We start from the raw sequence: 24,126 nt of genomic DNA on the forward strand, positions 1-24,126 counted from the left end.
CCGCTCGCCGCAGGAGTACCGACGATGACGCGAACGCACGAAACCTCACCGGAGAAGGACAGCAACGCTGAACGAAGCGCTGCGGATTCCCCGGCGCGCGAACTGCCCGGCAAGTTCGTCACGCCGATCGCCTTCGGCACCATCCTGCAGCCCCTGAACTCCTCGATGATCGCGGTCGCGCTGGTCAGCATCCGCGACGTGTTCGACGCGGGCACCTCGGTGACCTGGCTGGTCTCCGCGCTCTACCTGGCCACGGCGGTGGCCGCTCCCGCGATGGGGCGCATCGCCGACGTCCTCGGCCCCCGCCGCACCAGCCTCGCCGGGCTGCTACTGGTCGGCATCACCTCGGCGATCGCCCCGTTCGCGCCGAACATCGCGACGCTGGTGGTCTGCCGCATCCTCATCGGCATCGGCACCGCGGCCCAGTACCCGTGCGGGGTCGCGATGATCCGCCGCGCCGCGGACCAGCTGCGCGCCCGCCCGAACAACGCGCTCGCCGCGATCGCGGTCTGCTCGCAGGTCACGGCAGCGCTGGGCCCCACCCTCGGCGGTCTGCTGGTCGGCGTGTTCGGCTGGTCCGGCGTCTTCTGGGTCAACGTGCCCCTGACGCTGATCGGCGCCCTGGTGATCATCTGGCGCGGACCGGCGGACCCACCGGTGCAGCGCGGCCGCGGACGTCTCACCGCGCTGCGGCAGATCGACCCGATCGGCATCGTCCTGTTCGCGGCGGCGATCACCGCGTTGATGTTCTGGCTGCTCTCGCTGGCCGACGTCCCCCAGTGGTGGTGGTTGGCGGTCGCGGTGCCCGCTACCGCTCTCGCCGCGTGGTGGTGCCTGCGCGTTCGCGACCCGTTCCTGGACGTGCGACTGCTGGGCAAGCGCGCGCTGTCGTTCACCTACGTGCGCACGATCGTCACCTACACGGCGTTCTACTGCGTCTTCTACGGCCTCCCCCAGTGGCTGGAGGAAACCCGGGACCTCGGCCCGGTCGGCGCCGGCCTGGTGGTCCTCCCGATCTCCGCGGTCGGCGTGGTCTCGACGCTCCTGGCGAACCGGCTGCAGCGACGCCGCAGCCCACGCGCAGCGCTGATCGCCGGCACCGCCGCGCTGTGCGTCGGAGGCCTGCTGCTGACCGTTCCGCGAGCCGATTCCCCGATCCTGCTGCTGCTCCTGATCGCGGCGGTCCTCGGCGTCCCGAACGGCTTCAACAACATCGGCAACCAGCAGGCGATGTACGCGGTGACCCCGGCGGAGCGGATGGGAGCGGCCTCCGGCCTCTACCGCACCTCCCAGTACGTCGGGGCGAACCTGGCAGCAGCGCTCCTCGCGCTCGTGATCGGCGACCACGCCGACGACATCGGCCTGCACCACATGGGCCTGTCCATCGCAGCCCTGGCGGCAATCCTGCTCGCAACGTCCCTGTTCGCAGCCCACCGCGAACGCCGCCGACCAAGGTCTTGATCTTTTGCTTGTATGCGCCGCAGGTGCATAGCCCACCCTCGCAGCCGCACCGCCCCGCACATCAGCCACCGGGGCCGGTAACGCGAGAAAGCCCCGCACCGGAGTGCGGGGCTTTCATCGACTTGCGGTCAAGCTGGCCCGTGCCGTGGTAGCGGAACGAGCTGGCTCACCGTTCTCAGACCGTGCGGACGTCCGCGGCCTGCGGGCCCTTCGGGCCCTGGCTGACCTCGTAGGTGACCTTCTGGTCCTCTTCGAGGGTGCGGAAGCCGCGCGAGTCAATGGCCGAGTAGTGGACGAACACGTCCGGGCCACCGTCGTCCGGAGCGATGAAGCCGAAGCCCTTCTCCGAGTTGAACCACTTCACGGTTCCCTGTGCCATGCTCTTCTCTCCTTCTGGGAGCCGGTACTACATCAGGCAGTCACACTGCGTGACCACCTGGGTCGCGGATCTCGAACGGCGACTACTCCAGCTACAACCAGATAGCAGCACGCCCGCATCACCATCCTGCGAGTGTGCGCGAACACGACCCCAGAAAAATACGACCAGTGCCGACACTACACGGTTCATCAAGATCGCGCCCCTGCCATTTCCACCAGCGTGTCGCAGCCGACAACCCACCCCGCCCGTCGGCGACCTCGGGTTTCCCGACCCCTTCGAGCCGGATCCGGTCGCGTCGACCGCCTACCGGGTGAACCGCGGGTGTTCAGCTCTTGGCGAAACGGGGGCGGTGATCATTCGAAGCGGGACGGATCGCCCGCGCCGTAGCGGACGACCTCGGGTTCCGGGCCCGAGAAGTCGACGACCGTGGTCGGCTCGGTGCCGCAGTCGCCGGAGTCGATCACCGCGTCCAGCACGTGGTCCAGCTCGTCCTTGATCTGCCAGCCCTGGGTCATCGGCTCCTCCTCCCCCGGCAGCAGCAGCGTGCTGGACAGCATCGGCTCCCCGAGCTCGGCCAGCAGCGACTGGACCACCACGTGGTTCGGGATGCGGACGCCGACGGTCTTCTTCTTCGGGTGCAGCAGCCGGCGCGGTACCTCCTTGGTGGCGGGCAGGATGAAGGTGTAGCTGCCCGGTGTGGAGGCCTTGATGGCGCGGAACACCGCGTTGTTGATGATCACGAACTGGCCCAGCTGGGCGAAGTTCTGGCACACCAAGGTGAAGTGGTGCCGATCGTCGAGGTGCCGGATGGAGCGGATCCGCTCCATGCCCTCCTTGTTCCCCAGCTGCGCCCCGAGGGCGAAGCAGGAGTCCGTCGGATAGGCGATCAACCCGTCCTCGCGCAGGATGTCGACCACCTGCCCGATGGAGCGCTTCTGCGGGTTGTCCGGGTGCACGTCGAAGTACTTCGCCATGCCCCGAGCTTAAAGCCTGCCTCCGCGCCCACCCCGCATTGCGGTGCGGGTGGCGGAACCCCGCTGCGGGCGCGTGCCCGTTAAATCGCTGGCGGGACCAGCGGCGTTGGTCCTACCGTCCTCCGCACGACCGCCCGGCGAAGAGGTCGCTGCGGGCACTCCTTCCGAAAGTTGTCCCGGTTGATCCACGCCACCGACCACCTGCCGAAGCACCGCGCCCCTTGGCTGGGCACCGCGGTCGGCGCGCTCTTCGTCGCGACTTCGGGGGTGTTCGTCAGCTTGTCGGGCACCTCTCCGGGCACTGCTTCGGTCTACCGGTGCGCCCTCGCGCTGCCTTTCCTGGCCCTGCTGGCGTTTCGGGAGCGCCGCGGGGAAACCCCGCCGTCGCAGCGGAGACCAGGTCTGGCCCTGGCCGCCGGGACGTTGTTCAGCGTCGACATGCTGCTCTGGACGCAAGCCATCGCCGAGGTCGGCGCGGGCTTGAGCGCGGTCATCGTCAACCTGCAGGTCGTTCTCGTTCCCGCCCTGGCGTGGCTGGTGGATCGCGAGCCGGTGACTCGGCGCTACCTCCTCGCGATGCCCGTCGTGCTGCTCGGAGTCGTCTTGACCTCGGGCCTGCTGGACGGCGGTGGCACGGGCGCGGATCCGGTGGCAGGGACGATCCACGCGGCGCTCGCCGCGCTCTGCTACTCGGGATTCCTGTTCCTGCTGCGCCGTTCGGGACGTCGTGGTCAGACCGTGCGGTCCTACCTGGCGATGATGGCCTCGGCCGCGTTGGTGTCAGCAGTGCTGGGAGCGGTGTGGACCGGCGTCGACCTGTTCCCCGGCTGGGCTGCGGTCGGCTGGCTGCTGCTGGTCGCGGTGTGCGGACAGGTCCTGGGCTGGTTGCTGGTGGCCGTGTGCCTCCCGCACCTGTCCAGCCAGGTCGGCGCCGTCCTGCTCCTGCTCACCCCGGTCGGTGCGCTCGTCCTCGGCGCCGTGGTGCTCGCCGAACGTCCGACACCGCTCCAACTCGTCGGCTGCGCGCTGATCCTGGGCGGCGTCCTGGTCATCGCCGGGGTTCGCGCGGTCAGGAGCAGGTCGCGAGCATTTCCTTGAGCGCCTGTTTCTCCGCTTCGGTCACGGTCAGGCCGTAGCCGTTCTTGACCGTCACCCACTTCGTCGCGTAGTCGCACCAGGCCTTCTCCGTCGGCTTCCACGTCGACGGGTCCTGGTCGCCCTTGCTGCGGTTGGAGCTGGAGTCGACCGCGACCAGCTGCGGCAGGTCCATGTCGTTGGCGAACTGCTCGCGCCGCGCGTCGTCCCACTTGTTCGCACCGCTGCGCCAGGCGTTGGCCAGCGGGACCATGTGGTCGATGTCGATGTCCGAGGGCTTGGTCAGCTTGTCGCCGGTGTACACCGAGGTCCAGCTGCCGGAGACCGCTTCGCAGGAGTTGTTGGTCTGCACCTTCTCGCCGTCGCGGACCAGCACCGCTTCCCGGGTGTTGCAGTTCTTCCCGGCTTCCGGCTTCGACGTCCAGTGCTTGAAGCGCTCGCGCGAGTAGCCGTCCATCGATCCGGCCGGGGCGACCTTCAGCTGCTCGAGCTGGTCGGCGGCCGCGCCGGTGGGCTGGCTGCTGCCGCGCGCGTCGAGCAAGCCGGACTCGAACACCACCCACATCAGGGCGAGCAGCACGGCCGCCACGACCGACGTCCACGCCGATTTCTTCGCAACAGCCCCGCTCATGGCATTCTCCCGGTTCGACGACAGCGCTCCGGACATTCGATCATCCGGAGTAGCCGGGGTTCACTCCGCCACGCGGGGAATGTGGCCAAGCGCACGGGGGTTCAGCCGCTCCCCCGCGGGACGTAGCGGGGCACGTAGCGCATCAGCAGACCGGCACCGAGCAGGCCGAGCACTCCCATGCCCGCTCCGGCCAGGCCGACGCCCAGCAGCGCGGTCAGGCCGGAGATGGTGACCGGGCCGACCGCTTGCCCGAAATCGGCGGTGAAGCGCCAGGCTCCGAGGAACGGCGCCGGGCCCGGCTGCGGCGCCAGGTCGGCGCCGAGGGTCATCAGGATTCCGGAGCTGGTCCCGTTCGCCAGCGCCAACAGCACTGCGACAGCGGCGAAAGTGGGCACATCGGTCACGACGAACAGCAGGAGGTGGCCCACCGCCAGGCCGACCATCGACGGCACCGCCGCCCAGATCCGGCCGAAGCGGTCCATGATCTGGCCGGAGCTGTAGGACAGCGCGAAGTCGACCCCGCCGGCGATGCCGATGATCAGGGCGGTCGTCGACGGCGGCAGCTCGGAGGCCACGGCCACCAGCGGCAGCACGACCATCCGCGATGCGCGCAGTCCGCCGATCAGGGCCGCGCAGGTTCCCATCCGCACCAGCACGCCGCGGTGCTCCACCAGCGTGGTGACCAGACCTTGGTGCGACTGCTCGACGCCGTCCTTCTCCGCGGAGCCGAGGTCCTTCGTGCACAGCAGCAGGATGATCGCGGCCGCGGCGAATCCGATGTGCAGCAGGAAGACCGCGCGCTTGTCCGGAGTCGCCAGCAGCACGAGCGCCGAGAGGAACGGGCCGATGAAGTACCCCGCCCGGAACAGCCCGCCGAGCACGCTCAACGCCCTCGCCCGGTACCGCAGCGGGACGGTGGTGGTGATGAACGCGTGCCTGGCCAGCGCGAAGACCGCCGTGGCCAGGCCGACGACGAACACGCAGGCGCCCAGCATCCACGGATCCGTGGAGAAGTAGCAGCCGAGCAGGCCCAGCACCGAGACGATCGCGGCACCGATCATCGCGGTGCGCTCGCCGAGCCGGTGCACGAGCACTCCGCTGGGCACGTCGCCGATCAGCTCGCCGACCATCAGCATCGCCGCGATCAGCCCGAGCACCCCGAGGTTCGCGCCCTGGTCGGCGGCGACCAGGGGGATCATCGGGATGATGGCGCCCTCGCCGATGGCGAAGAGCAGGGTCGGCCCGAATGCCGCGAGCGCAACGGTTCTCAGTTCGAAGGGGCGGTCATCGACCTGCACTTGCCGTTCACTCCTCGCCGCGCGAGCCCGAGTTCCGAACCTTCCCAGCTTGGCAGAGTTTCCGGCGCTGCCAGCGAGAGATCCGTCACGTGCGCCCGGATTTCACCCGTTGCGCGAGGAGAGTTGCCGGCTGCGGTCAGATCTGGAGCAGGTCGGCGAGGCGGGCGCGGTTCTCGTCCGGGGTGCCCAGCAGGAGTTGCGAGGTCTTGGCGCGCTTGTAGTAGAGGTGCGCGTCGTGCTCCCAGGTGTAGCCGATGCCGCCGTGGAGCTGGACGGTGTCGGCCGCTGCTTGGAAGTTGGCGGGTGAGACCAGGACCTGCACCAGCGCTGCGGCGAGCGGGAGCTCTTCCGGATCGGAGTCCGCCGTCCACGCCGCGTAGCGCACCGCCGCACCGGCCTGCTCGAGTGCGCTGTACATGTCGGCCAGCCGGTGCTTGACACCTTGGTAGGAGCCGATGGTGCGGCCGAACTGCACCCGGACCTTGGTGTACTCGGCGGTCATCTCCAACACCCGCGCCATGCCGCCGAGCTGCTCGGCGGACAGCGCCACGGCGGCGAGGTCCCGTACCCGGGCGCGCACCGCATCCGGGTCCGACGACGCCAGGAGCTCGGCCGGTGCGGCGGTGAAGTCGAGGTTCGTCAGGCGCCGCGTCGGATCCAGCGTGCGCAGCGGCGTTTTCGCGATGTGCTCGGCCCGCGCGCGGAACCACGCGGTGCCCTGCCCGGTCTTGGCCTGCACCAGCACGACATCCGCGATGTCACCGGACACCACGCGCTGCGCGCGCCCGTCCAGCACCCACCTGCCATCGCGAGGCGTCGCGGTCGGGACCGACTCCTGGTCCCACGCCACCGCCGCGATCAGCTCACCGGACACCATCGCGGGCAGTAGTTCCGCGCGGGCGGCCTCGTCGTCCACCGCGAGCAGCACGTCGGTGGCCAGCACCGCGGAGGCCAGGAACGGCACTGGTGCCAGCGCTGCGCCCAGCTCTTCCAGCACCACTGCCCGCTCCACGTGACCAGCACCGGAACCGCCGTACTCCTCCGGTACCACGAGCCCGGTCAGCCCCAGCTCCGTCGACAGCCGCCGCCACAGCTGGGCGTCGTGGCCGTCGCCTTCCGCCAGTTCCCGCACCCGCTGCGACGGTGCGTGCTCCGCGAGGAACTTCCGCACCGCGGACCGCAGTTCCTGCTGCTCCGGGTCCAGCACCAGCTGCATCGCACACTCCTCAGTGGACTTCAGGCGAACTCTTCTCGCAGTGCGGGGGGTCACGGGGTCCGCTGGGTGCCGACCTTCAGCTCGCGGAACGGGACGTCGCGGTCGACCTGGGGTTCCTTCGGCAGACCGAGGATCCGCTCCCCGATGATGTTGCGCTGCACCTGGTTGGACCCGCCGGCGATGCTCATCGCCGGGGTGCCGTTGATGGCGATCGCCATCTCCTCGGCCTCCGAATCGCCGTCCTCCCACGAGGTCAGCGCCGATCCGGCGATGAGCCCGGCGGTGTCCACGGCACGCCACAGCAGCTCGGCACCGGCGAGCTTGGCGACCGATCCGCGAGCCCCGGGCGACGAGCCCGCCGCGGCCTCCTGCCGGAGCTTGGTGTTGAACAGCGCCAAAGCCCGTTCGTGCGCGTACATCTCGGCGAGCCGATCGCGCACCACCGGATCGTCCGCGCGGTTCTGCCGCCGGGCGAGTTCGACCAGGTTGTCGTAGGCCAGCGGGTCGCTGCCGCGCCGGACCGATCCGCCGATGGAGATCCGCTCGTGGCCGAGCATGGTGAGCGCGGCCAGCCAGCCGCCACCGACCTCGCCGATCACCGCGTCGGCCGGGATGCGCACGTCGTCGAAGTAGACCTCGTTGAACGGAGCGCGTCCGGTCATGTCCCGCAGCGGCCGGACCGTCACGCCCGGACTGCGCATGTCCACGATGAACATGGTGATACCGCGGTGCTTCGGCACGTCCGGATCGGTGCGGGCGAGCAGCGCGCCGAAGTCGGAGAACTGCGCCCCGGAGGTCCACACCTTCTGGCCGTTGATCACCCAGGAGTCGTCGTCGCGGACCGCGCGGGTCTGCAGGCTAGCCACGTCCGAGCCGGCACCGGGCTCGGAGAACAGCTGGCACCAGATCTCGTCGCCGCGCAGCAGCGGCGGCAGGTAGCGGGTCTTCTGCTCGTGGCTGCCCAGGTCCAGCAGCGTCGGTCCGCACATGCCCATGCCGACCATGAACGGCGCGCTGGGCAGGTCGTAGTGCACCGCTTCTTCGTTGTAGGCCTGCTGTTCGGCGGTGCTGAGCCCGCGGCCGCCGTACTCGGTGGGCCAGGTGATGCCGATCAGCCCCGCGTCGTAGGCGGCGGCCTGGAACCGCTTCGCGGCCCGCAGCTGCTCGGCGGGTTCCAGCTCCGCGAGCGGTCCGGGTGCGTTGCGGGCCAGGAATTCCCGCGCACCGGCGCGGAACTCGTCGACGCTCATGTGGTCTCCCTCCAGCCCGGCGGCGCGGCGGCAACCCGATCAGTCAACGCTGACTGTAACCGATCGGACGCGCCGCGAACACCCGTCGAATGCAGCAGCGGCCCGTGCTCCAGCGGAGTCCACTGTGGATGCTCCTGGTCGGCGGTACCCTGCTCGCGTGGACCAGACCCGGAACGACCAGCGGACCCGGCAGGAACGGGCAGCCGACAGCCGCACGCTGATCCTCGAAGCCGCCGTCGACTGCCTGGTCGAGCACGGCTACGCGGGCGCCTCCACGCTGGCCATCCAGGCCAAGGCCGGGGTCTCCCGGGGGCGGCTGCTGCACCACTTCCCGTCCCGCGACGAACTGCTGGTCGCGGCCGCGCAGCACCTGGCCCGGGACCGCCTGGTGCAGACCGAGCAGCGGGTCGCCGAACGGCTCGCGGACATGCCCGAAGGGCCCCGCCGCGTCGACCGCTGCATCGACCTGCTGTGGGAGACCTTCCACGAGCCGCACTTCTGGGCCGCGATGGAGCTGTGGACAGCCGCCCGGACCAATCCGGCGCTCAGCGCGGCCCTCCGCCCGGAGGAACGGCGGCTGCGCCGGGCGATCCGATCGGTGTCCGACCGGATCTGGGGCCCGGCGGTGTGCGACCACCCGGTGTACCCGCAGCTGCGCGAGATGCTGTTCACCAGCATGCGCGGCGCGGCACTGGCCTACGCCTTCGAAGACCGCTCCCCCTCCAGGTCGGCGCACCTGGACGTCTGGAAGTCCATCACCCGGCGGCTGCTGTTCGACGGCTGACCGGTCGCGGTTGACCACCGGTGTCCGGCCGACGCAGTATGAGGCGCGTCACGTCACCCTCACCGACGAGGTAGCGATGCCAGCATTCGCGCAGTCCGGCCGAGGCATGACCATCAGCGACCAGCTCGCCCGCCACGCCCGCAAGATCCCCGACGAGATCGCACTGCGCTTCGCAGGCACCGGACGCACCTACCGCGAACTGGACGAACGCGTCAGCCGGCTGGCCAACGCGCTGGCCGATCGCGGTGTCGAGCCGGGCGACCGGGTGGCGGTGCTCGGCCGCAACGGGCTGGAGGTCGTCGAGTCCTACCTCGCCGTGGCCCGGCTGGGCGCGATCTGCGTGCCGATCAACTTCCGGCTGGTCGCCGACGAGGTCGCCTACGCGTTGACCGACAGCGGAGCTCGTGCCGCGATCGTCGACGAGCTGTTCGCCGAAACCCTGGACAAGGCCCGGGAAACCGCGTCCGACGTGGACGTCCGGCTGGTCGTCGGGGACTCCGGCGACTACGAATCGGCGCTGGCCGCCGCCTCACCGGAGCACGTCGAGATCGCGGTGGACGAGCAGTCCCCGGCGTTCATCATGTACACCTCCGGGACCACCGGCCGCCCCAAGGGCGCCGTGCTGACCCACCACAACCTGCTGATGCACACGTTCAGCTCGATGGTGCACCACGGCATCACCGGCGAGGACCAGGTCTGGCTGGTCGGGGTGCCGCTGTTCCACATCGCCGGGGTGTCCGGGATGCTGCCCTACCTGCTGCAGGGCGGCCGGATCGTGCTCACCGCATCGGGCCGGTTCGACCCGGCGGAGATCGTCGAGCTGATGGCCCGGGAGCGGATCACCGCCTGCTTCCTGGTTCCCGCGCAGTGGCAGGCGATCTGCGACCTGCCCGATCTCGCCAACCACGACCTGTCCGCGCTGCGGCGGATCACCTGGGGCGCGGCGCCCGCATCGACCACGCTGCTGCGCTCGATGTTCGAGAAGTTCCCGGACACCGACATCACCACCGCGTTCGGGCAGACCGAGTGCTGCCCGGTGACCACCGTACTGCGCGCCGAGGACGCGCTGCACAAGATCGGATCCGTGGGCACGCCGATGATCAACGTCGAGGTGCGGATCGTCGACGACGACATGAACGACGTGGCACCCGGCGAGGTCGGCGAGATCGTCTACCGGGGTCCGACGGTGATGCGGGAGTACTGGGGCAAACCGGCCGAGACCGCCGAGGCGTTCCGCGGCGGCTGGTTCCACTCCGGCGACCTGGTGCGCCAGGACGAGGACGGCTACCTCTACGTGGTGGACCGCAAGAAGGACATGATCATCTCCGGTGGCGAGAACATCTACTGCGCCGAGGTGGAGGACGTCCTGGCAGCCCACCCCGGGATCGCCGAAGTCGCCCTGATCGGCGTCCCGGACGACCGCTGGGGCGAATCCCCGCTCGCGGTCATCAGCCCCCGCGACCCCGCCGATCCCCCGTCCCTCGAGGACATCTCGACCTGGTGCCGCGACCGGCTGGCCGGTTACAAGCGCCCCCGCCGGCTCGCCGTCGTCACCGAGCTGCCCCGCAACCCCAGCGGCAAGGTCCTCAAAACCCAACTGCGCACCGAACACGCAGCAGGCCAGCTCTCCATCGAGGAGTGAAGCGCTGACATGACCAACCCGTTCGACCTCAGCGGGCACGTCTCCGTCGTCACCGGCGGCAATTCCGGCATCGGCCTGGCGATGGCCGATGCGCTGGCCGCCGCCGGAGCGGCCGTGTGCATCTGGGGCACCAACGGCGAGCGCAACGACGCTGCCGCGCAGCAGTTGGCGCGGCACGGCGGTCAGGTGCTCGCGCTGCGCTGCGACGTCGGCGACGAGGACCAGGTCGACGAGGCGATGGCGCGGACCACCGCCGAGTTCGGCCGGCTGGACTCGTGCTTCGCCAACGCCGGGATCGGCGGCGCCGCAACCCGTTTCACCGAGACCGAGCTCAGCGAGTTCCGCCGGGTCACCCGGGTCAACCTGGACGGCGCCTTCCTCACCCTGCGCGCCGCCGCCCGCCGGCTCCTCGCGCAGGGCGAAGGCGGCAGCCTGGTCGGCACGTCGAGCCTCGCCGCCCAGCAGGGCCAGCCGCGCGGTCAGGCCTACGCGGCGTCGAAGGCCGCGCTGATCTCCATGATCAAGTCGATCGCGGTCGAGCTGGGCCGCCACGGCATCCGGGCCAACGCCGTGCTCCCGGGCTGGGTGAGCACACCGCTGGCGGATCCGCTGCTGAACTCGGAGGCCTTCGAGCGCAAGGTCCTCCCCCGCGTTCCGGCGGGCCGCTGGGGTGCGCCGTCGGACTTCGGCGCGCTCGCGGTGTACCTGGCCAGCCCCGCCAGCGCGTTCCACACCGCGGATGCCATCACGGTCGACGGCGGCTACGTCTCCTTCTGACCTCGGACGAGGCCCGTGAGCACTTTCCGGCGCTATGGCACCAGGAAGTGCTCACGGGTCTTGCCGGGTCGCGACGATATGCAACTTGTTGCATTGCAACTTTGTGCATAGTAGGTTGCCCGTGAGCAGCGCACTTCGGGAGGCGAGTCATGGGCAGCGCGATTCGGACCAGGTTCACCGAGGAGTTCGGGGTCGAGCACCCCGTCGTGCAAGGCGGGATGCAGTGGGTCGGGCGGGCCGAGCTCGTCGCCGCCGTCGCCAACGCCGGGGCGCTGGGCATGATCACCGCGTTGACCCAGCCCACGCCCGAGGACCTGGTCAAGGAGATCGCGCGCTGCCGCGAGCTGACCGACAAGCCCTTCGGCGTCAACATCACGATCCTGCCGACCATCACGCCGCCGCCCTACGCGGAGTACCGGCAGGCCATCATCGAGTCCGGCATCGAGATCGTGGAGACCGCGGGCGCCAACCCGGCCGAGCAGGTCGCCGCCTTCAAACCGGCCGGGGTGAAGGTCCTGCACAAGTGCACCAGCGTCCGGCACGCGCTCAAGGCGCAGAAGCTCGGCGTCGACGCGGTCAGCATCGACGGCTTCGAATGCGCCGGACATCCCGGCGAGGACGACGTTCCCGGGCTGGTCCTCATCCCCCGGGCCGCCGACGAGCTAAGCATCCCGATCATCGCCTCCGGCGGGTTCGCCGACGCCCGCGGCCTGGTCGCCGCGCTCGCGCTGGGCGCCGACGGCATCAACATGGGCACCCGGTTCATGTGCACCGCCGAGTCGCCGATCCACGACCAGGTCAAGAAGCAGATCGCCGAGGCCAGCGAGCTCGACACCGAGCTGATCTTCCGGCCGCTGCGCAACACCGCGCGCGTGGCCAGCAACTCCGTCAGCCGCGAAGTGGTGTCCCGGCTGGACGCCGGCGGCGCCTTCGAGGACGTGCGCGAGCTGGTCGCCGGGGCGCGCGGGCGGCAGGTCTACGAGCAGGGCGACACCGAGCTGGGCATCTGGAGCGTCGGCATGGTGCAGGGCCTGATCGACGACGTCCCCACCGTCGACGAGCTCGTGCAGCGGATCGTGGGCGAGGCGACCGAGCTGATCCGCGGCCGGCTCGGGAGCCTGCTCGCGTGATCCCGGAGTCCACTGCGGACTATCGTCGGCACCAGCAGTGCCACCTGAGCTGAGGAGTGCGCGGTGTCGTTGGAGTACGCGATCCTGGTGTCGTTGCAGGAACGCGCGGGATCCGGGTACGAGCTGGCCCGGCGGTTCGACAAGTCGATCGGGTACTTCTGGGGCGCCAGCCACCAGCAGATCTACCGGAGCCTGAAGCGGATGGTGGAACTCGGCTGGGTCTCCGCCGACGAGGTGGCGCAGGAGAAGCGGCCGGACAAGAAGGTCTACCGGGTCAGCGATTCCGGAACTGCCGAACTGGCCCGTTGGCTCGCCGAGCCGGCGGATCCGCCGACGGTGCGCAACGAGCTGTCGGTAAAGATCCGCGGTGCCTCCTACGGCGAGATCGAGCAGGTCCTCGCCGAGGTCCGCCGCCACCGCACCCTGCACGCCGAGCGCCGGGCGGTCTACCAGGCCATCGAGCAGCGCGACTTCCCGGACCGGACGCGGCTGTCCGGCCAGCCGCTGCACCAGTTCCTGGTGCTGAGCGGCGGAATCCGCACCGAGCAGTCGATGGTGGACTGGTGCGACGAGGTCATCGCCGCACTCGAGGCCGATGCCGGCAGCTAGTCTCTCGATCATCGAGCTGATCGACGAGCGAGGTGCACATGGGTTTCCAGAACCCGCAGGACGCCGAGGACTTCTTCACCGCCTACGACGCCGCGCTCGCGCAGTGGCCGATCCCGTTCGAAGCACGTGACCTCGCGTCCGCCTGGGGAACCACTCGCGTCCACACCTGCGGCAACGCCGACGGAACACCCCTGGTGCTGCTGCCCGGTGGAGGTGCGACTTCGGCGATCTGGGCGGCCAACGTCGAAAAGCTCGGTGAGACGCACCGCATCCACGCCGTGGACCTGCTTGGAGAGGCCGGGCGCAGTGTCGCCGACGGCGAGCCGATCCGGGACATCGACGACCTGATGTCTTGGTTGGACGACGTGTTCGACCAGCTCGGCCTGGAATCCGCGGACCTGTGCGGGCATTCCTACGGCGCCTGGATCGCGCTGCACCACGCGGTTCGCTCGCCCCGCGTGCGCCGACTCGCCGTGCTGGACCCGACCGACTGCTTCACCGGGTGGAACCGGAAGTACCTGCTGCGCGCCGTGCCGATGCTGCTGCTCCCGAATCCCCGGCGAACGCGCAAGTTCCTGCGGTGGGAAACCGGTGGATCCGGGATCGACGCCACCCAGCTGGGGCTGCTGGCCCGCGCGGCGACCTTCCCGCGGTCGAAGGTGATCACCGGCCCGAAACCCGATCCCACCCGGTTGTCGGTGCCGACGCTGGTCCTGGCCGCGGAGAAGTCCAAGGCGCACGACGTCAACAGCCTCGTCGCCGAGGCGCAGCGCACCGTTCCCGATGTCCGGACCGAGGTGCTGCCGGACGTCAGCCACCACTCGATTCCCGGCCACCGCGCCGAGCACCTCAACGACGTGCTGGCCGACTTCCTGCGCTGACCAAACGACGAGGGGGCACCCGCGAACACCGCCGCGGATACCCCCTCGCTCCGGGTCACCAGATCTCGGACACCCACTCCGGGTGGTCGATGAACGGGTTCCGGTTGTGCTGGAACTGGTCGAAGATGACCTGGTTGCGGCGCTGCTCGCCGGCGTCCGGCGGGTCCTGCTCGTTCCACTGCTTGAGCACCGAGACCTTGCCGATGTTGGGCGCGCTGCCGTTGTCGACCTGGTCGTTGACCTCGAGGTCCGGGAAGCCGTCGCCGCCGTCGTAGCGGACCGACATGTAGAAGATCATCCGGGCGACGTCGCCCTTGACCTCGTCGCGCGGCTCCCAGGAGTCGCCGTCGGTGAAGTTGCCCGGCGCCTCGCCGACCTCTTCGCCGCCCATGTCGAAGTCCTTGTTGCCGCGCTCGGAGTTGACCGAGACGTCGGTCGCGCGCAGGTGGTGGACGTCGGTGCCGGGACCGGGCGAGGTGCCGAAGTCGCCGTGCGACTTGGCCCAGACGTGCTCGCGGTTCCAGTTGTCGGCGTCACCGCCGTTGGTGTCCTTGCCCTGCGATCGGCCGGTGTAGAGCAGGACGACGTTGTTCGGGTTGTTCGGGTCCTCGTCGGTGACCTTGATCGCGTCCCACACCTGGTCGTAGTCCAGGGTGGTGGTGCCGCTGCTGATGATCCCGTGCAGCGCGGTCTTGAGCTCCTGGCCGGTCTTGCCCTCGGCGTCCTGGTAGTAGTCGTCGGCGGTGGACGCGCCCGCCGACGGAACCGGGATCGCCACCAGGGCGACGCCTAATAACAGGGATAACGGCTTCCATCGGGTGGTTTTCATCGGTGTGGTCCTCTCCCCGTGTGCAACCGGGGGAAGCGTGCCACACCAACGATCACCATTGGGTGAACCAATTGGGGGAGCTCAGTGTCGGACAGTGATCAAGTTCGCGAACGGCGGATTGCGCCGAATCCGCCGAAGGCCGCCCAAACTGGGAAAACGCGCCGCGATCGCGTCGTCACGCGCGGTCCCGGCGCGGCCACCAAACGTGAACAACGGGAATAGTCAGTGCCAGCAGAAGCGCCGGCGCCAGGAAGCCCAGCGCCGCGTCGTACCGGTAGATCCCGGTGAACACCGCTGGTGAGACGGACATCCCGAGGAAGCGCAAGGCGGTGACCACCGAGATGACGCCGCCTCCCCCGGAGGAACCGCCGACGAGCACCGTCGCGTGAATTCCCACCAGCACGAGCTGCGCGCAGATCCCGCTGACCGCCCACGCCACGACCACCGCGGGCAGCCAGGCGGCCAGCCCGATCGACCCGACCGCGAAGGCCGAGATCAGCAGGCCCGCGCCGACGATCGAGCGCGGCCCGAACCGGTCCACCGCCCCACCGGTCAACCGAGCCGTGATCGCCCCGGCGAAGCCGAAGCCGGTCAGGACCAGGCCCCGCGCCCCCGGGCTCAGCGAGAACGCGTCGTCGAGGCGGAACGAGACCAGGAACGGCAGACCGGCCAGCGATGCCCAGGACACGAACGCGACCCCGCCGACCAGCAGACCGGCGAACGCCACGCGTCTCGCAGCCTCGCCGGCTCCCGCCGCTCGCCGTCGGGCTCGTCAGCGGGCAAGGGGCCGACCGCGAGCACCGCTGCGACCGCGGCCAGTCCGACGAAGGCCCACTGCCACGCCCCTTCCGCGGCCAGTCCGCCGACCAGCGGCGCCGTGGTCTGGCCGATCGCCTGCATCGCGCCGTAGGTGCCCAGCGCCCGGCCGAGCCGGTCCTTCGGCGTCACCGCGGCGAGCTTGGCCAGCAGCAGCGGGGTGGTGAAGGCGTTCGCGACGCCCTGCAGCGCCCGGCTGACCTGGAACGCCCAGAACCACGGCGCCACCACCGCGAGCAGCGCGGCCAGCACGTAGCCCACGTAGGCGAACCGGATGCTGCGCGCCAGCCCCCATCGCTCGCCGAGGCTGCCGGACACGAGCATGACGAGGGCGAACGGCAGCAGGTAGGCCGTCAACGACGTCGCCGCTGCACCTTCCGAGACCCCGAAGCTCCGGCCGAGCTCCGGAAGCATCGCGGACACGATGCCGCCGCCGAACGGTCCGAGCAGACCGCCGACGTACAGCGGGATCCGGGAGTTCACCGCCCGGTCTCCCCGGTGGGAGCCACAGACCTAGACCTTTCGCCGAGCGAACTATCCACCGGCAGTGGATCACACCCCACCGGCGAAGTCGAGCCGGTCCCGCCGCACGTCACAGCCCCTTCGCCGAGCCTCGGCGGCCCGCGTCGGGGCTCACGTGCGCGCGCATGCCCTGCACGCCGAACAGGATCAGGAGCTCGACCGCACCGCCGTCGGCGCTGCCCAGCCAATGCGGCGAGGACGTGGCGAACTCGGCCGCCTCGCCGGGCGGCAACGTCAGGTCCCGCTCCCCCAGCACGAGCCGCAGGCGTCCGTTCAGCACGTACAACCACTCGAAACCGTCGTGGGTCTGCGGCGTCGGCTCGAGCGGTTCGGGCCGGGCGGGAATGATCATCTTGAACGCCTGCACCCCGCCCGGCCGCCGGGACAGCGGGAGGAAGGTCATCCCGAACCGGTGGATCGGCTTGAGGTGGATGCGGGGATCCCCGGTGCGCGGGGCGCCGACCAGGTCGTCCAGCGGCACGTCGTAGGTGCGGGACAGCGGCAGCAGCAATTCGAGGGTCGCCCGGCGCTGCCCGCTCTCCAACCGGGACAGGGTGCTCTCCGATACGCCGGTCCTCGCCGCGAGTTCAGCGAGGGTGATGCCGCGGTCGCGGCGCAGCGCGCGGAGTCGCGGTCCCACCGAGCCGAGCACGTCGTCGTCCGTTTTCCGCCCCACGCGGCCATCTTGCCGGAACAGCAAGATCTCGTGCCAGGCGGTGGCGAGCCCGGCAAGACTGAGGACCCACCGAGCGAAGGAGTCTTGATGAGCACCACCGAAGCGGTCGCGTTCTGGGACGACGTCCACGCGGCCCGGACACCGGCCACCGACCCCCAGCCGAACGCCCGCCTCACCGAAGTCGTCGCGGACCTCCCGCCAGGCGACGCGCTGGATCTCGGGTGCGGCGATGGCGGTGACGCGCTGTGGCTGGCCAGGCGGGGATGGCGCGTCACCGCCGTCGACATCTCCGCAGTGGCCGTCGAGCGTCTCGTCGACCTCGCCCGCTCAACCGGCTTGGCCGAACGCATCAGCCCCGCGCGCCACGACTTGCAGGAGTCCTTCCCGCGAGGTCGGTTCGACCTGATCTGCGCCCACTACCTGCAAACCCCCGCGCCCCTGGACCGCGCGAGCGTCCTTCGCTCTGCCGCGCACGCCCTGCGCCCGCACGGGCGGCTGCTGGTCGTCGACCACGGTTCGACCGCACCGTGGTCGTGGAACCAGGACCCCGACGTCCGGTACCCGAGCGCGCAGGAGGTCGCCGAAGGCATCGACCTGGACCTGACTACGTGGGTGATCGAGCGGGCTGAGGCAGCTCGCCGGATCGCGACCGGCCCGGGCGGGCGCACCGCCGAGGTCGTCGACCACGTCCTGCTCGTCCGTCGCACTGCCTGATCGGAGGATCGCCTTGCCCCGCACCGATTCCCCACCGCCCCGGACCGGCAACAGCGAGGCCGAGGTCCTGCGCGGGTTCCTCGACTACCTCCGGTCCTCGATCGCCGCGAAGGTCGACAGTGCGCCCGAACCGCAGGTGCGGACGGCCGGTGTGCCCTCGGGCACGAACCTGCTCGGCCTGCTCAACCACCTCACGTCCGTCGAGCGCGCGATGTTCCTCGGGGACCGCGTCGCCGACTGGCAGGCGACGTTCCGGGCCGCACCGGAGGACAGCGCAGCGGATGTCGTCGCCCGCTACCGGGAGGCTGTCGACTGTGCGAACGAGGTCCTCGACGGGTGCTCAGACCTCGGCGCACCGGTGCCCCGCCCTCGATCGGACCGTCCGGCTCCCAGCGTCCGGTGGGCCCTGACCCACATGATCGAGGAGACCGGCCGTCACGCGGGTCACGCGGACATCCTCCGCGAGCTGATCGACGGCACGATCGGGCGCTGACATCCCCACCGCCCGAGCACGGGACTAGTCCACTTAGGACCGTCCAGCGGCGATCCGCCTGATGCTCAGCCGACGCGGTGGTCGGCGGCCAGGTCCCGAGCGCGGGACAGCAAGTCCTCCGGCAGCGGGGAGGGTTCCAGGCCGTAGCGGTCGTCGTAGGTGGCGATCACCTCGGCTTCCAGCGCGTCCAGCTCCAGCCCCGGGGATTCGTCGACGACGGATCCGACGGAGTCGTCGTCGAAGGGCAGGTCCAGCAGCCGGTAGACCTCGGTGAGCAGCGGCCGCAGCACCTCGGTGTCGTCGACGATCACCACCGCGCTGAACAGCCAAGCACTGCGCACCAACCGCTGCGCCGTGCCGACCAGCTTCACCCGCCCCCGCGCGTTGACGCTGTGCGCCCCGGGGCAGTACTCGCCGGGCACGGCACCGATCTGCGCTTCGACGCCGTGCTTGCGCAGCACGTCGGCCCACAGCTCGGCGTACCCGGTGAACCGCTCCTCCATCCCGGACAGGTAGCCGGGGTCCGGGCCGACGTGGTCGACGACCAGGGAGCGCTCGGTGTAGGCCACCGCCCGCCCGCCGGGCGCCCGAACGACCGGGGTGAACCCGGCGTCGCGCACCGCCCGGACGGCATCCCGGAAGCCGGGCAGCAAGGTGTCCCGGCGCCCGAACGCCACCACGCGCCCGCTGGGCCGGTAGATCCGCACGCCGGCGCCGGCATCGCCTTCGCTGACCTGGCGCAGCATCGCGTGCGCGACCGCGACCTCCAAGGCCTGATCCGCATCCGCTCCGAGCGCACCGCGATAAAGCTCCACGGCGACGATCCTAATCGGTCGCACTCACGACCAACCCCTGCGCCAAATGTCCACTATGGGCGTTCCGACCCTCGCGTTGACCGACTGAACAGCCCTGACCTATCGTTCCACATACAGAACGAAGCTCGTTGAACAGGACAAGCATGACGACCAGCCACCTCCCAGCCCGCAGCCAGGAGGTCGCCCGCGCACTGGCGGCCGCAGGTGTCCGAGGCGAGGTCCGCGAACTGGCGGACTCGACCCGCACCGCCGCAGAAGCCGCGGCAGCGCTCGGCTGCGACATCGGCGCGATCGCCAACAGCCTGGTCTTCCTCTCCGACGACGAACCGGTGCTAGTCCTCACCAGCGGCCGCCACCGAGTGGACACCGCAGCCCTCGCCGAGCGCTGGGGCCGCGGCAAGCTCCACCGAGCCACCCCGGACCAGGTCCGAGCAGCCACCGGCCAGGTCATCGGCGGAGTGGCCCCGGTGGGCCACCCGACCCCGCTGCCCACCGTGGTCGACGCAGCCCTGTCCGACTACCCGCAGATCTGGGCAGCAGCAGGAACACCCCGAACGGTCTTCCCCACCACAGCAGCAGAACTCCGCCACATCACCAACGCCACCGAACTCCCCGTCACCCCCTGACCCCAACCGCAGACGCGGAGTCATGAGCGGCAAGCGGCCAACCAACCAAATCGCCGCAGCGCTCGACCGAACCGCTCCACCTCCCCCGCGAGCCGTCCCAGCCGGTCTGGATCGACCACCCCACCAGGAATTCGACCCGCTTCATCCACCAGCTCCCGCTGCAGGACACGCATCGCAGAGGCCATCTGGTCAGGAGTGTCGATTCGAGCGGGGATGAGCCCCTGCCCCACATCGAACGCGGAATCCGGCGATTCCCGGAAGGCGAAGCGCACGAAGCAGTCCGTGCACTCGGTTGCCGCATACGGCAATCCCATCGCCATCACTCGCGGCGCAGAGCAGTCCTCGACCTCCTCGAGCCGGAACGTCTGCCAACACCAGGACCGAACCTGCGATCCGGTCTCATCACGACGGATGTGGGCGAACCTGGACCATTCGGGCACCATCCCGTCCCGGTACTGGAAGTACCGGACCTGCCAACCGGATTCCGCGCAAACGGGTGCTGTTGCCGCTTCTTCCTTGCACATCGCGACTTCTTCTCCCCAATGTTGGTAGTGCTACCAGACCTCAGACAGGAGTTAGCGTGTCTGGTAGCACGACAGCTCCACCACTCCTCGAATCGGGTGATCAATTGACTTTCAGCTACTGATGGGATGTGTTTCATGGCTGCCACAGCAGGTACGCCACGGGCGCGAGCATTGTCGGCCGCGCTACGAGAAGCCCGGGTCTCCTCCGGAATCGGCGTTCGCGAACTGGGTCGACTACTCGTACACCCACGTGGAGATCTCGAACTGGGAGACCGGAAAGCGCGTTCCGAAGATCGAGACCGTCGCGGCCATCCTCGCAACGCTGCGCGTCACGGCAGCGGAACGTGATCGAATCCTCGACCTAGCCCGCAACGTGCACGAACCGAACTGGCTCACAGTCGGGCTGAACGGCATTCCGCAGCAGCTCGCCGGAGCAGTCGAGTGCGAACGAGCCGCATCTGCGATAGCCGAATGGGCACCGATGCTGGTGCCGGGCCTGCTCCAAACGCTGGATTACAACCGATCGATGAAGAAGGCCAGCGGCCTCTCCGAAGCCGATACGGAACTCCGGGTGATGTTGAGCGCGAGCAGACGCGAGGTCATCGTGCGCAGAAACGCCCCGGTCAGCTTCAACGCCTTCATCGGTGAGGCAGCGCTGTTCGAGCCCATCGGATCGGCTGACGTCATGGTCGAGCAACTCGACCAACTCGCCGAGCTCGCAGGCCGGAGCAATGTAGCTGTACGTGTCGTACCGCTTCGCGCGGGCTGGCACCCAGGGCTCCTAGGGCCGTTCGTCCTGTACGAGTTCGACGACATCACGCCGGTCGTTCACTTCGAGCACTACAGCTCTGGTGCCTTCATCCCGACCGAGCACGACGTCAACGAGTACCGCAGCGCAATCCAGCAGATCGAGAGCTTGGCCTTGGACAAGGAGGAATCCGTCGAGTTCATCATGAAGGCGAAGGCGAAGTGGGAGAGTTGAAGAGTGATCAGGTATTCCTGGCAGAAGTCCAGCTACACCGGTCCGAACGGGAACTGCGTTGAGCTGTCCCGTCCACGTGGTCTGGTCCGCGATTCCAAGGACCCCGACGGCCCCTGGATCCAGATCGACGCTGCTGTGCTCATCCGGGCGGTCAAGGACGGCCGGTTCGATCGGTGAAGAGAAAGCGGCCCCGAGGACCGGACCTCGGGGCCGATCGGTTCTCAGAGCGAGGTCGGGATGGTGGGGTGGCGTTCGAAGACGATCGTTCCCCGGACGATCATTTCCTTGTAGAGGGCCGCTTTTCGGCCGGTGAGGACCGATTCCTTCGGGGTGTCGTCGGCGTGGGTGAACTGGACGAGGGCGTCCTTGCGGCCGAGGCTGATGCACTGGTTGAGGTAGCGGAAACGCAGCCGGCGGGGTTCGCGTCCGGCGAGGCGGGCGGCGAGCGCGCGGACCGCGTGCTGGGTCGAGGGCAGGCCCGTTGCGCAGGCCATGCGGAGTTCCTGGCCGGTGCGCGTGCGGCCTGCTGCCGCGTCACCGATCGCCGTCACCTCCGGGTGGGAGATCGAGCGGAACTCGCCGTCCACGATCACCCGACCGCTGTCGTCGACCGCGAAACCCGCCCGCTCCGCCAGGTCCGGCACCCGGAACCCCGCCGTCCACACCACGGTGTCGGCGGCGACGTGCGCGCCGTCGGCCAGCAGCAGTCCGTCCGCGCGCACCTCCGACGCGCTCGCGTTCTCGCGGATCTCGACGCCCAGGCGGGCGAAGGTGCACCGCAGGTGGTCCTTCCCCAGCTCGGAAAGCCCGGCGCCGAGGTCGCCCCTGGTGAGCAGCCGAACCTTCAGCGCCGGGTGCGTCTCGGCCAGCTCCGCCGCGGCTTCGATGCCGGTCAGCCCGCCACCGACGACGGCGACGACCTCGCTGTCCGCCAGGCGCTGCTTCAGGCTCAGGGCATCGTCGCTGGTGGCGACGCTGAAGGCGTGCTCGGCGACACCGGGGACCGAGGTCGTGTCCGCAGCACTGCCGACGGCGTAGATCAGGCGGTCGTAGCCGACGTCGCGGGACGTGCCCGCCAGCCGCAGGGTCCGAGCCGAAGCGTCGATGTCGGCCACCCGGTCGACGATCAGCTCCACCCCGGTGCCCTCGACCAGGTCCGCCAGCGGCAGGTCGCGCAGGTGCTGCCCTGCCGCGAGCTGGTGCAGGCGGACGCGCTCGACGAACCGGTCCCCCGCGTTGATCAGCGTTACCCGGGCACCGGTCCACCGCGCTGCCAGCTTGGCAGCGGCCAGTCCGGTGTAGCCCGCTCCGACGACCACGATCTGCTGCGCCATGGCCCCGTCCTCTCCGTTCGATGCCTCGTGGTCGTTGAACGGAACACCCCGCCGAACTGTGACAACATGTGTCCCACGTCACCGATCGAGCCGGGGTGGGAGTGGTGGCCGAGGAGCGCCTGGCGAAGTACCGGGAGATGCGGGACTTCACCCGCACCGCCGAGCCTCGCGGTGCCACGACGACCGCCGGCGCTGGGAACCGGTTCGTCGTGCAGCGCCACCGGGCCCGGCGCCGCCACTACGACCTGCGGCTGGAGCTGGACGGGGTGCTGGTCAGCTGGGCGGTGCCCAAGGGGCCGACGCTGGATCCCTCGGTCCGGCGGATGGCCGTGCACGTCGAGGACCACCCGCTGGAGTACGCCGACTTCGAGGGCACCATCCCGGCCGGCGAGTACGGCGGCGGGGACGTCATCGTCTGGGACCGCGGCACCTGGACGCCCGGCGAGGACGATCCGGCCGCCGCGATCGAGGCCGGAACGCTGCACTTCGACCTGCGCGGCGAGAAGCTCGTGGGCCGGTTCGTGCTGGTGCGGCGCGGTGAGACGCAGTGGCTGCTGCTGCACAAGAAGGACGAGCACGCCCAGGCGGGCTGGGATCCGGAGGAGCATCCGCGGTCGGTGAAGTCCGGGCGCACCAACGAAGAGGTCGCCGCCGCACCGGAGGCGATGTGGCGCGGCGATCTCCCACCCGCCCAGGCCGAGATCCACCTCGGAGGCTGGAAAGCGCCCAGCGAAGCCGAAATCGCCGCGCTGGACGAGCTCGGCGCCAAAGGTCGATGGCGGGTGGACGGCCGCGACCTCGCGCTGACCAATCTGGACAAAGTGCTCTTCCCGGGTCGGGCCGGCGAAGCGGCGGTGACCAAGCGCGATCTGATCCGCTACTACGCGCAGATCGCCCCGGTGATGCTGCCCTACCTCGACGGGCGGCCGCTGAACTCGCACCGGTTCCCCAACGGCGTCACCGAACCCGGCTTCTGGCACAAGGAGGTGCCCGGCCACGCCCCGGACTGGTTGCAGCGCTGGCGCTATCCCGACGCCGACCCGGGCGACACCCAGTGGTACCTGATCCCGGACAGCGTCGCCGCGCTGGCCTGGCTCGCCAACTACGCGGCGCTGGAGCTGCACGCCTGGACCTCGCGCGCCGCCGACGTGCAGCACCCGACGTGGGCGCTGTTCGACATCGATCCGGGCAGCCGGACCACCTTCGAGGAAGTGCTGGTGCTGGCCCGGTTGCACCGCACCGCGATGGAGCACCTCGGGGTGGTGGCGCGGCCGAAGGTCACCGGCCAGCGCGGCATCCAGATCTGGGCCCCGGTGGAACCGCGCTACACCTACGTCGAGACCCGCGCCTGGGTGCAGCAGGTGTCGCGGGCGGTCGGCAACACCGTTCCGGAGCTGGTCAGCTGGGCGTGGACGAAGTCCGAGCGGCGCGGGCTGGCCCGCTTGGACTACACCCAGAACGTCATCAACAAGACCCTCGTCGCCCCCTACAGCGCGCGACCGCGACCGGGGGCCCCGGTGTCGGTCCCGCTGGAGTGGGACGAGCTCGACGACCCGGACCTGGCCCCGGACCGCTGGACCATCCGAACGGTGCTGGACCGCGTGGCCCGGGTCGGCGACCCGTTCGCCCCGCTGCTCGAAGTGCAGCAGCAGCTCCCACCGGTGTGAC

27 protein-coding genes are annotated in these 24,126 nt (G+C 69.9%); 14 read left to right on the forward strand and 13 right to left on the reverse strand.

The genetic code is table 11. The annotated features are described in order from the left end of the window. Window positions 1–24 precede the first annotated feature (24 nt). The gene (locus ABTZ89_RS02450; RefSeq protein WP_351039173.1) at window positions 25–1,461 is read left to right on the forward strand and encodes an MFS transporter; all 1,437 of its coding nucleotides are present in this window, start codon (window positions 25–27) and stop codon (window positions 1,459–1,461) included. Window positions 1,462–1,636: 175 nt separating this feature from the next. Here ABTZ89_RS02450 and ABTZ89_RS02455 read toward each other — a convergent pair whose 3' ends face one another. Beyond that, window positions 1,637–1,840 carry a cold-shock protein gene (locus ABTZ89_RS02455; RefSeq protein ID WP_270950401.1) on the reverse strand — a complete coding sequence of 68 codons (204 nt, stop codon included), beginning with the start codon at window positions 1,838–1,840 and terminating at the stop codon, window positions 1,637–1,639. 353 nt (window positions 1,841–2,193) lie between these two features. Then, complete coding sequence (locus ABTZ89_RS02460; RefSeq protein ID WP_270950400.1) at window positions 2,194–2,814, reverse strand: L-threonylcarbamoyladenylate synthase; 621 nt, start codon at window positions 2,812–2,814, stop codon at window positions 2,194–2,196. A 171-nt stretch (window positions 2,815–2,985) separates the two neighbouring features. Here ABTZ89_RS02460 and ABTZ89_RS02465 point away from each other — a divergent pair, with 171 nt between their 5' ends. After that, window positions 2,986–3,912 carry a DMT family transporter gene (locus tag ABTZ89_RS02465; RefSeq protein WP_351039176.1) on the forward strand — a complete coding sequence of 309 codons (927 nt, stop codon included), beginning with the start codon at window positions 2,986–2,988 and terminating at the stop codon, window positions 3,910–3,912. Here the strand turns inward: ABTZ89_RS02465 and ABTZ89_RS02470 are convergent. The 4 genes from ABTZ89_RS02470 to ABTZ89_RS02485 all read right to left on the reverse strand — a co-directional run bounded on the left by ABTZ89_RS02470 (window position 3,884) and on the right by ABTZ89_RS02485 (window position 8,304). Then, window positions 3,884–4,540, reverse strand: a complete 657-nt coding sequence (locus ABTZ89_RS02470) for an HNH endonuclease family protein (RefSeq protein ID WP_270950398.1) — start codon at window positions 4,538–4,540, stop codon at window positions 3,884–3,886. The genes ABTZ89_RS02465 and ABTZ89_RS02470 overlap by 29 nt on opposite strands. A 101-nt stretch (window positions 4,541–4,641) precedes the next feature. Further along, the gene (locus ABTZ89_RS02475) at window positions 4,642–5,838 is read right to left on the reverse strand and encodes an MFS transporter (RefSeq protein ID WP_270950397.1); all 1,197 of its coding nucleotides are present in this window, start codon (window positions 5,836–5,838) and stop codon (window positions 4,642–4,644) included. A gap of 136 nt (window positions 5,839–5,974) precedes the next feature. Beyond that, entirely contained in the window at window positions 5,975–7,054 is a 1,080-nt protein-coding gene (locus ABTZ89_RS02480; RefSeq protein ID WP_351039180.1) for an acyl-CoA dehydrogenase family protein, read from the reverse strand. A gap of 50 nt (window positions 7,055–7,104) precedes the next feature. Next, window positions 7,105–8,304 (reverse strand): acyl-CoA dehydrogenase family protein, encoded by a 1,200-nt coding sequence (locus ABTZ89_RS02485; protein ID WP_351039182.1) that lies wholly within the window; start codon window positions 8,302–8,304, stop codon window positions 7,105–7,107. Between the two features lie 157 nt (window positions 8,305–8,461). On the opposite strand from ABTZ89_RS02485, the gene ABTZ89_RS02490 reads away from it, so the two are divergent. The 6 genes from ABTZ89_RS02490 (at window position 8,462) to ABTZ89_RS02515 (ending at window position 14,127) form a co-directional block, all read left to right on the forward strand. Beyond that, window positions 8,462–9,088, forward strand: a complete 627-nt coding sequence (locus tag ABTZ89_RS02490; protein WP_351039185.1) for a TetR/AcrR family transcriptional regulator — start codon at window positions 8,462–8,464, stop codon at window positions 9,086–9,088. Window positions 9,089–9,164: 76 nt separating this feature from the next. Further along, entirely contained in the window at window positions 9,165–10,730 is a 1,566-nt protein-coding gene (locus ABTZ89_RS02495; RefSeq protein WP_351039188.1) for a long-chain-fatty-acid--CoA ligase, read from the forward strand. Window positions 10,731–10,739: 9 nt separating this feature from the next. After that, window positions 10,740–11,507: an SDR family NAD(P)-dependent oxidoreductase gene (locus ABTZ89_RS02500; RefSeq protein WP_351039191.1), complete on the forward strand. Its 768-nt coding sequence runs from the start codon at window positions 10,740–10,742 to the stop codon at window positions 11,505–11,507. 149 nt (window positions 11,508–11,656) lie between these two features. Beyond that, complete coding sequence (locus ABTZ89_RS02505; protein ID WP_351039194.1) at window positions 11,657–12,637, forward strand: NAD(P)H-dependent flavin oxidoreductase; 981 nt, start codon at window positions 11,657–11,659, stop codon at window positions 12,635–12,637. 63 nt (window positions 12,638–12,700) lie between these two features. Next, on the forward strand, window positions 12,701–13,246 hold the full coding sequence (locus ABTZ89_RS02510) for a PadR family transcriptional regulator (protein WP_270950389.1): 546 nt from the start codon (window positions 12,701–12,703) through the stop codon (window positions 13,244–13,246). A 38-nt stretch (window positions 13,247–13,284) separates the two neighbouring features. Next, window positions 13,285–14,127, forward strand: coding sequence for an alpha/beta fold hydrolase (locus ABTZ89_RS02515; RefSeq protein ID WP_351039197.1), 843 nt, complete (start codon window positions 13,285–13,287; stop codon window positions 14,125–14,127). Window positions 14,128–14,182: 55 nt separating this feature from the next. On the opposite strand, the gene ABTZ89_RS02520 is transcribed toward ABTZ89_RS02515, so the two are convergent. The 4 genes from ABTZ89_RS02520 to ABTZ89_RS02535 form a co-directional block, all read right to left on the reverse strand. After that, window positions 14,183–14,956 (reverse strand): endonuclease I family protein, encoded by a 774-nt coding sequence (locus ABTZ89_RS02520; protein ID WP_270950387.1) that lies wholly within the window; start codon window positions 14,954–14,956, stop codon window positions 14,183–14,185. Between the two features lie 175 nt (window positions 14,957–15,131). Next, window positions 15,132–15,644 carry an MFS transporter gene (locus tag ABTZ89_RS02525; RefSeq protein WP_351039201.1) on the reverse strand — a complete coding sequence of 171 codons (513 nt, stop codon included), beginning with the start codon at window positions 15,642–15,644 and terminating at the stop codon, window positions 15,132–15,134. After that, window positions 15,575–16,255 (reverse strand): MFS transporter, encoded by a 681-nt coding sequence (locus tag ABTZ89_RS02530; RefSeq protein ID WP_351039203.1) that lies wholly within the window; start codon window positions 16,253–16,255, stop codon window positions 15,575–15,577. The genes ABTZ89_RS02525 and ABTZ89_RS02530 overlap by 70 nt, the downstream gene beginning before the upstream one ends. A gap of 109 nt (window positions 16,256–16,364) precedes the next feature. Then, entirely contained in the window at window positions 16,365–16,970 is a 606-nt protein-coding gene (locus ABTZ89_RS02535; protein WP_351039206.1) for a helix-turn-helix domain-containing protein, read from the reverse strand. A gap of 87 nt (window positions 16,971–17,057) precedes the next feature. On the opposite strand from ABTZ89_RS02535, the gene ABTZ89_RS02540 reads away from it, so the two are divergent. Further along, on the forward strand, window positions 17,058–17,684 hold the full coding sequence (locus tag ABTZ89_RS02540) for a class I SAM-dependent methyltransferase (RefSeq protein ID WP_351039209.1): 627 nt from the start codon (window positions 17,058–17,060) through the stop codon (window positions 17,682–17,684). 13 nt (window positions 17,685–17,697) lie between these two features. Continuing rightward, window positions 17,698–18,177, forward strand: a complete 480-nt coding sequence (locus tag ABTZ89_RS02545; RefSeq protein ID WP_351039212.1) for a DinB family protein — start codon at window positions 17,698–17,700, stop codon at window positions 18,175–18,177. Window positions 18,178–18,242: 65 nt separating this feature from the next. Here ABTZ89_RS02545 and ABTZ89_RS02550 read toward each other — a convergent pair whose 3' ends face one another. Then, the gene (locus tag ABTZ89_RS02550) at window positions 18,243–18,992 is read right to left on the reverse strand and encodes a lipoate--protein ligase family protein (protein WP_351039214.1); all 750 of its coding nucleotides are present in this window, start codon (window positions 18,990–18,992) and stop codon (window positions 18,243–18,245) included. Window positions 18,993–19,135: 143 nt separating this feature from the next. Between ABTZ89_RS02550 and ABTZ89_RS02555 the strand changes: the two genes are divergently transcribed. Beyond that, window positions 19,136–19,618: a YbaK/EbsC family protein gene (locus ABTZ89_RS02555; RefSeq protein WP_351039217.1), complete on the forward strand. Its 483-nt coding sequence runs from the start codon at window positions 19,136–19,138 to the stop codon at window positions 19,616–19,618. A gap of 20 nt (window positions 19,619–19,638) precedes the next feature. On the opposite strand, the gene ABTZ89_RS02560 is transcribed toward ABTZ89_RS02555, so the two are convergent. Then, window positions 19,639–20,142 carry a hypothetical protein gene (locus ABTZ89_RS02560; RefSeq protein WP_351039220.1) on the reverse strand — a complete coding sequence of 168 codons (504 nt, stop codon included), beginning with the start codon at window positions 20,140–20,142 and terminating at the stop codon, window positions 19,639–19,641. Window positions 20,143–20,392: 250 nt separating this feature from the next. On the opposite strand from ABTZ89_RS02560, the gene ABTZ89_RS02565 reads away from it, so the two are divergent. Further along, window positions 20,393–21,124, forward strand: a complete 732-nt coding sequence (locus ABTZ89_RS02565; RefSeq protein WP_351039223.1) for a helix-turn-helix domain-containing protein — start codon at window positions 20,393–20,395, stop codon at window positions 21,122–21,124. 3 nt (window positions 21,125–21,127) lie between these two features. Further along, window positions 21,128–21,301 (forward strand): DUF397 domain-containing protein, encoded by a 174-nt coding sequence (locus ABTZ89_RS02570; protein WP_351039226.1) that lies wholly within the window; start codon window positions 21,128–21,130, stop codon window positions 21,299–21,301. A 44-nt stretch (window positions 21,302–21,345) separates the two neighbouring features. Here the strand turns inward: ABTZ89_RS02570 and ABTZ89_RS02575 are convergent, their stop codons facing one another. Then, a complete protein-coding gene (locus ABTZ89_RS02575) occupies window positions 21,346–22,458 on the reverse strand; it encodes an NAD(P)/FAD-dependent oxidoreductase (RefSeq protein ID WP_351039229.1) in 1,113 nt (370 codons plus the stop codon). A 104-nt stretch (window positions 22,459–22,562) separates the two neighbouring features. On the opposite strand from ABTZ89_RS02575, the gene ligD reads away from it, so the two are divergent. Then, window positions 22,563–24,125, forward strand: a complete 1,563-nt coding sequence (ligD, locus tag ABTZ89_RS02580; RefSeq protein ID WP_351039231.1) for a non-homologous end-joining DNA ligase — start codon at window positions 22,563–22,565, stop codon at window positions 24,123–24,125. The last annotated feature ends 1 nt before the right edge of the window (window position 24,126 follow it).

The organism is Saccharopolyspora sp. NPDC002686 (genome assembly GCF_040295745.1).
GTDB classification, from domain to species: domain Bacteria; phylum Actinomycetota; class Actinomycetes; order Mycobacteriales; family Pseudonocardiaceae; genus Saccharopolyspora; species Saccharopolyspora oryzae.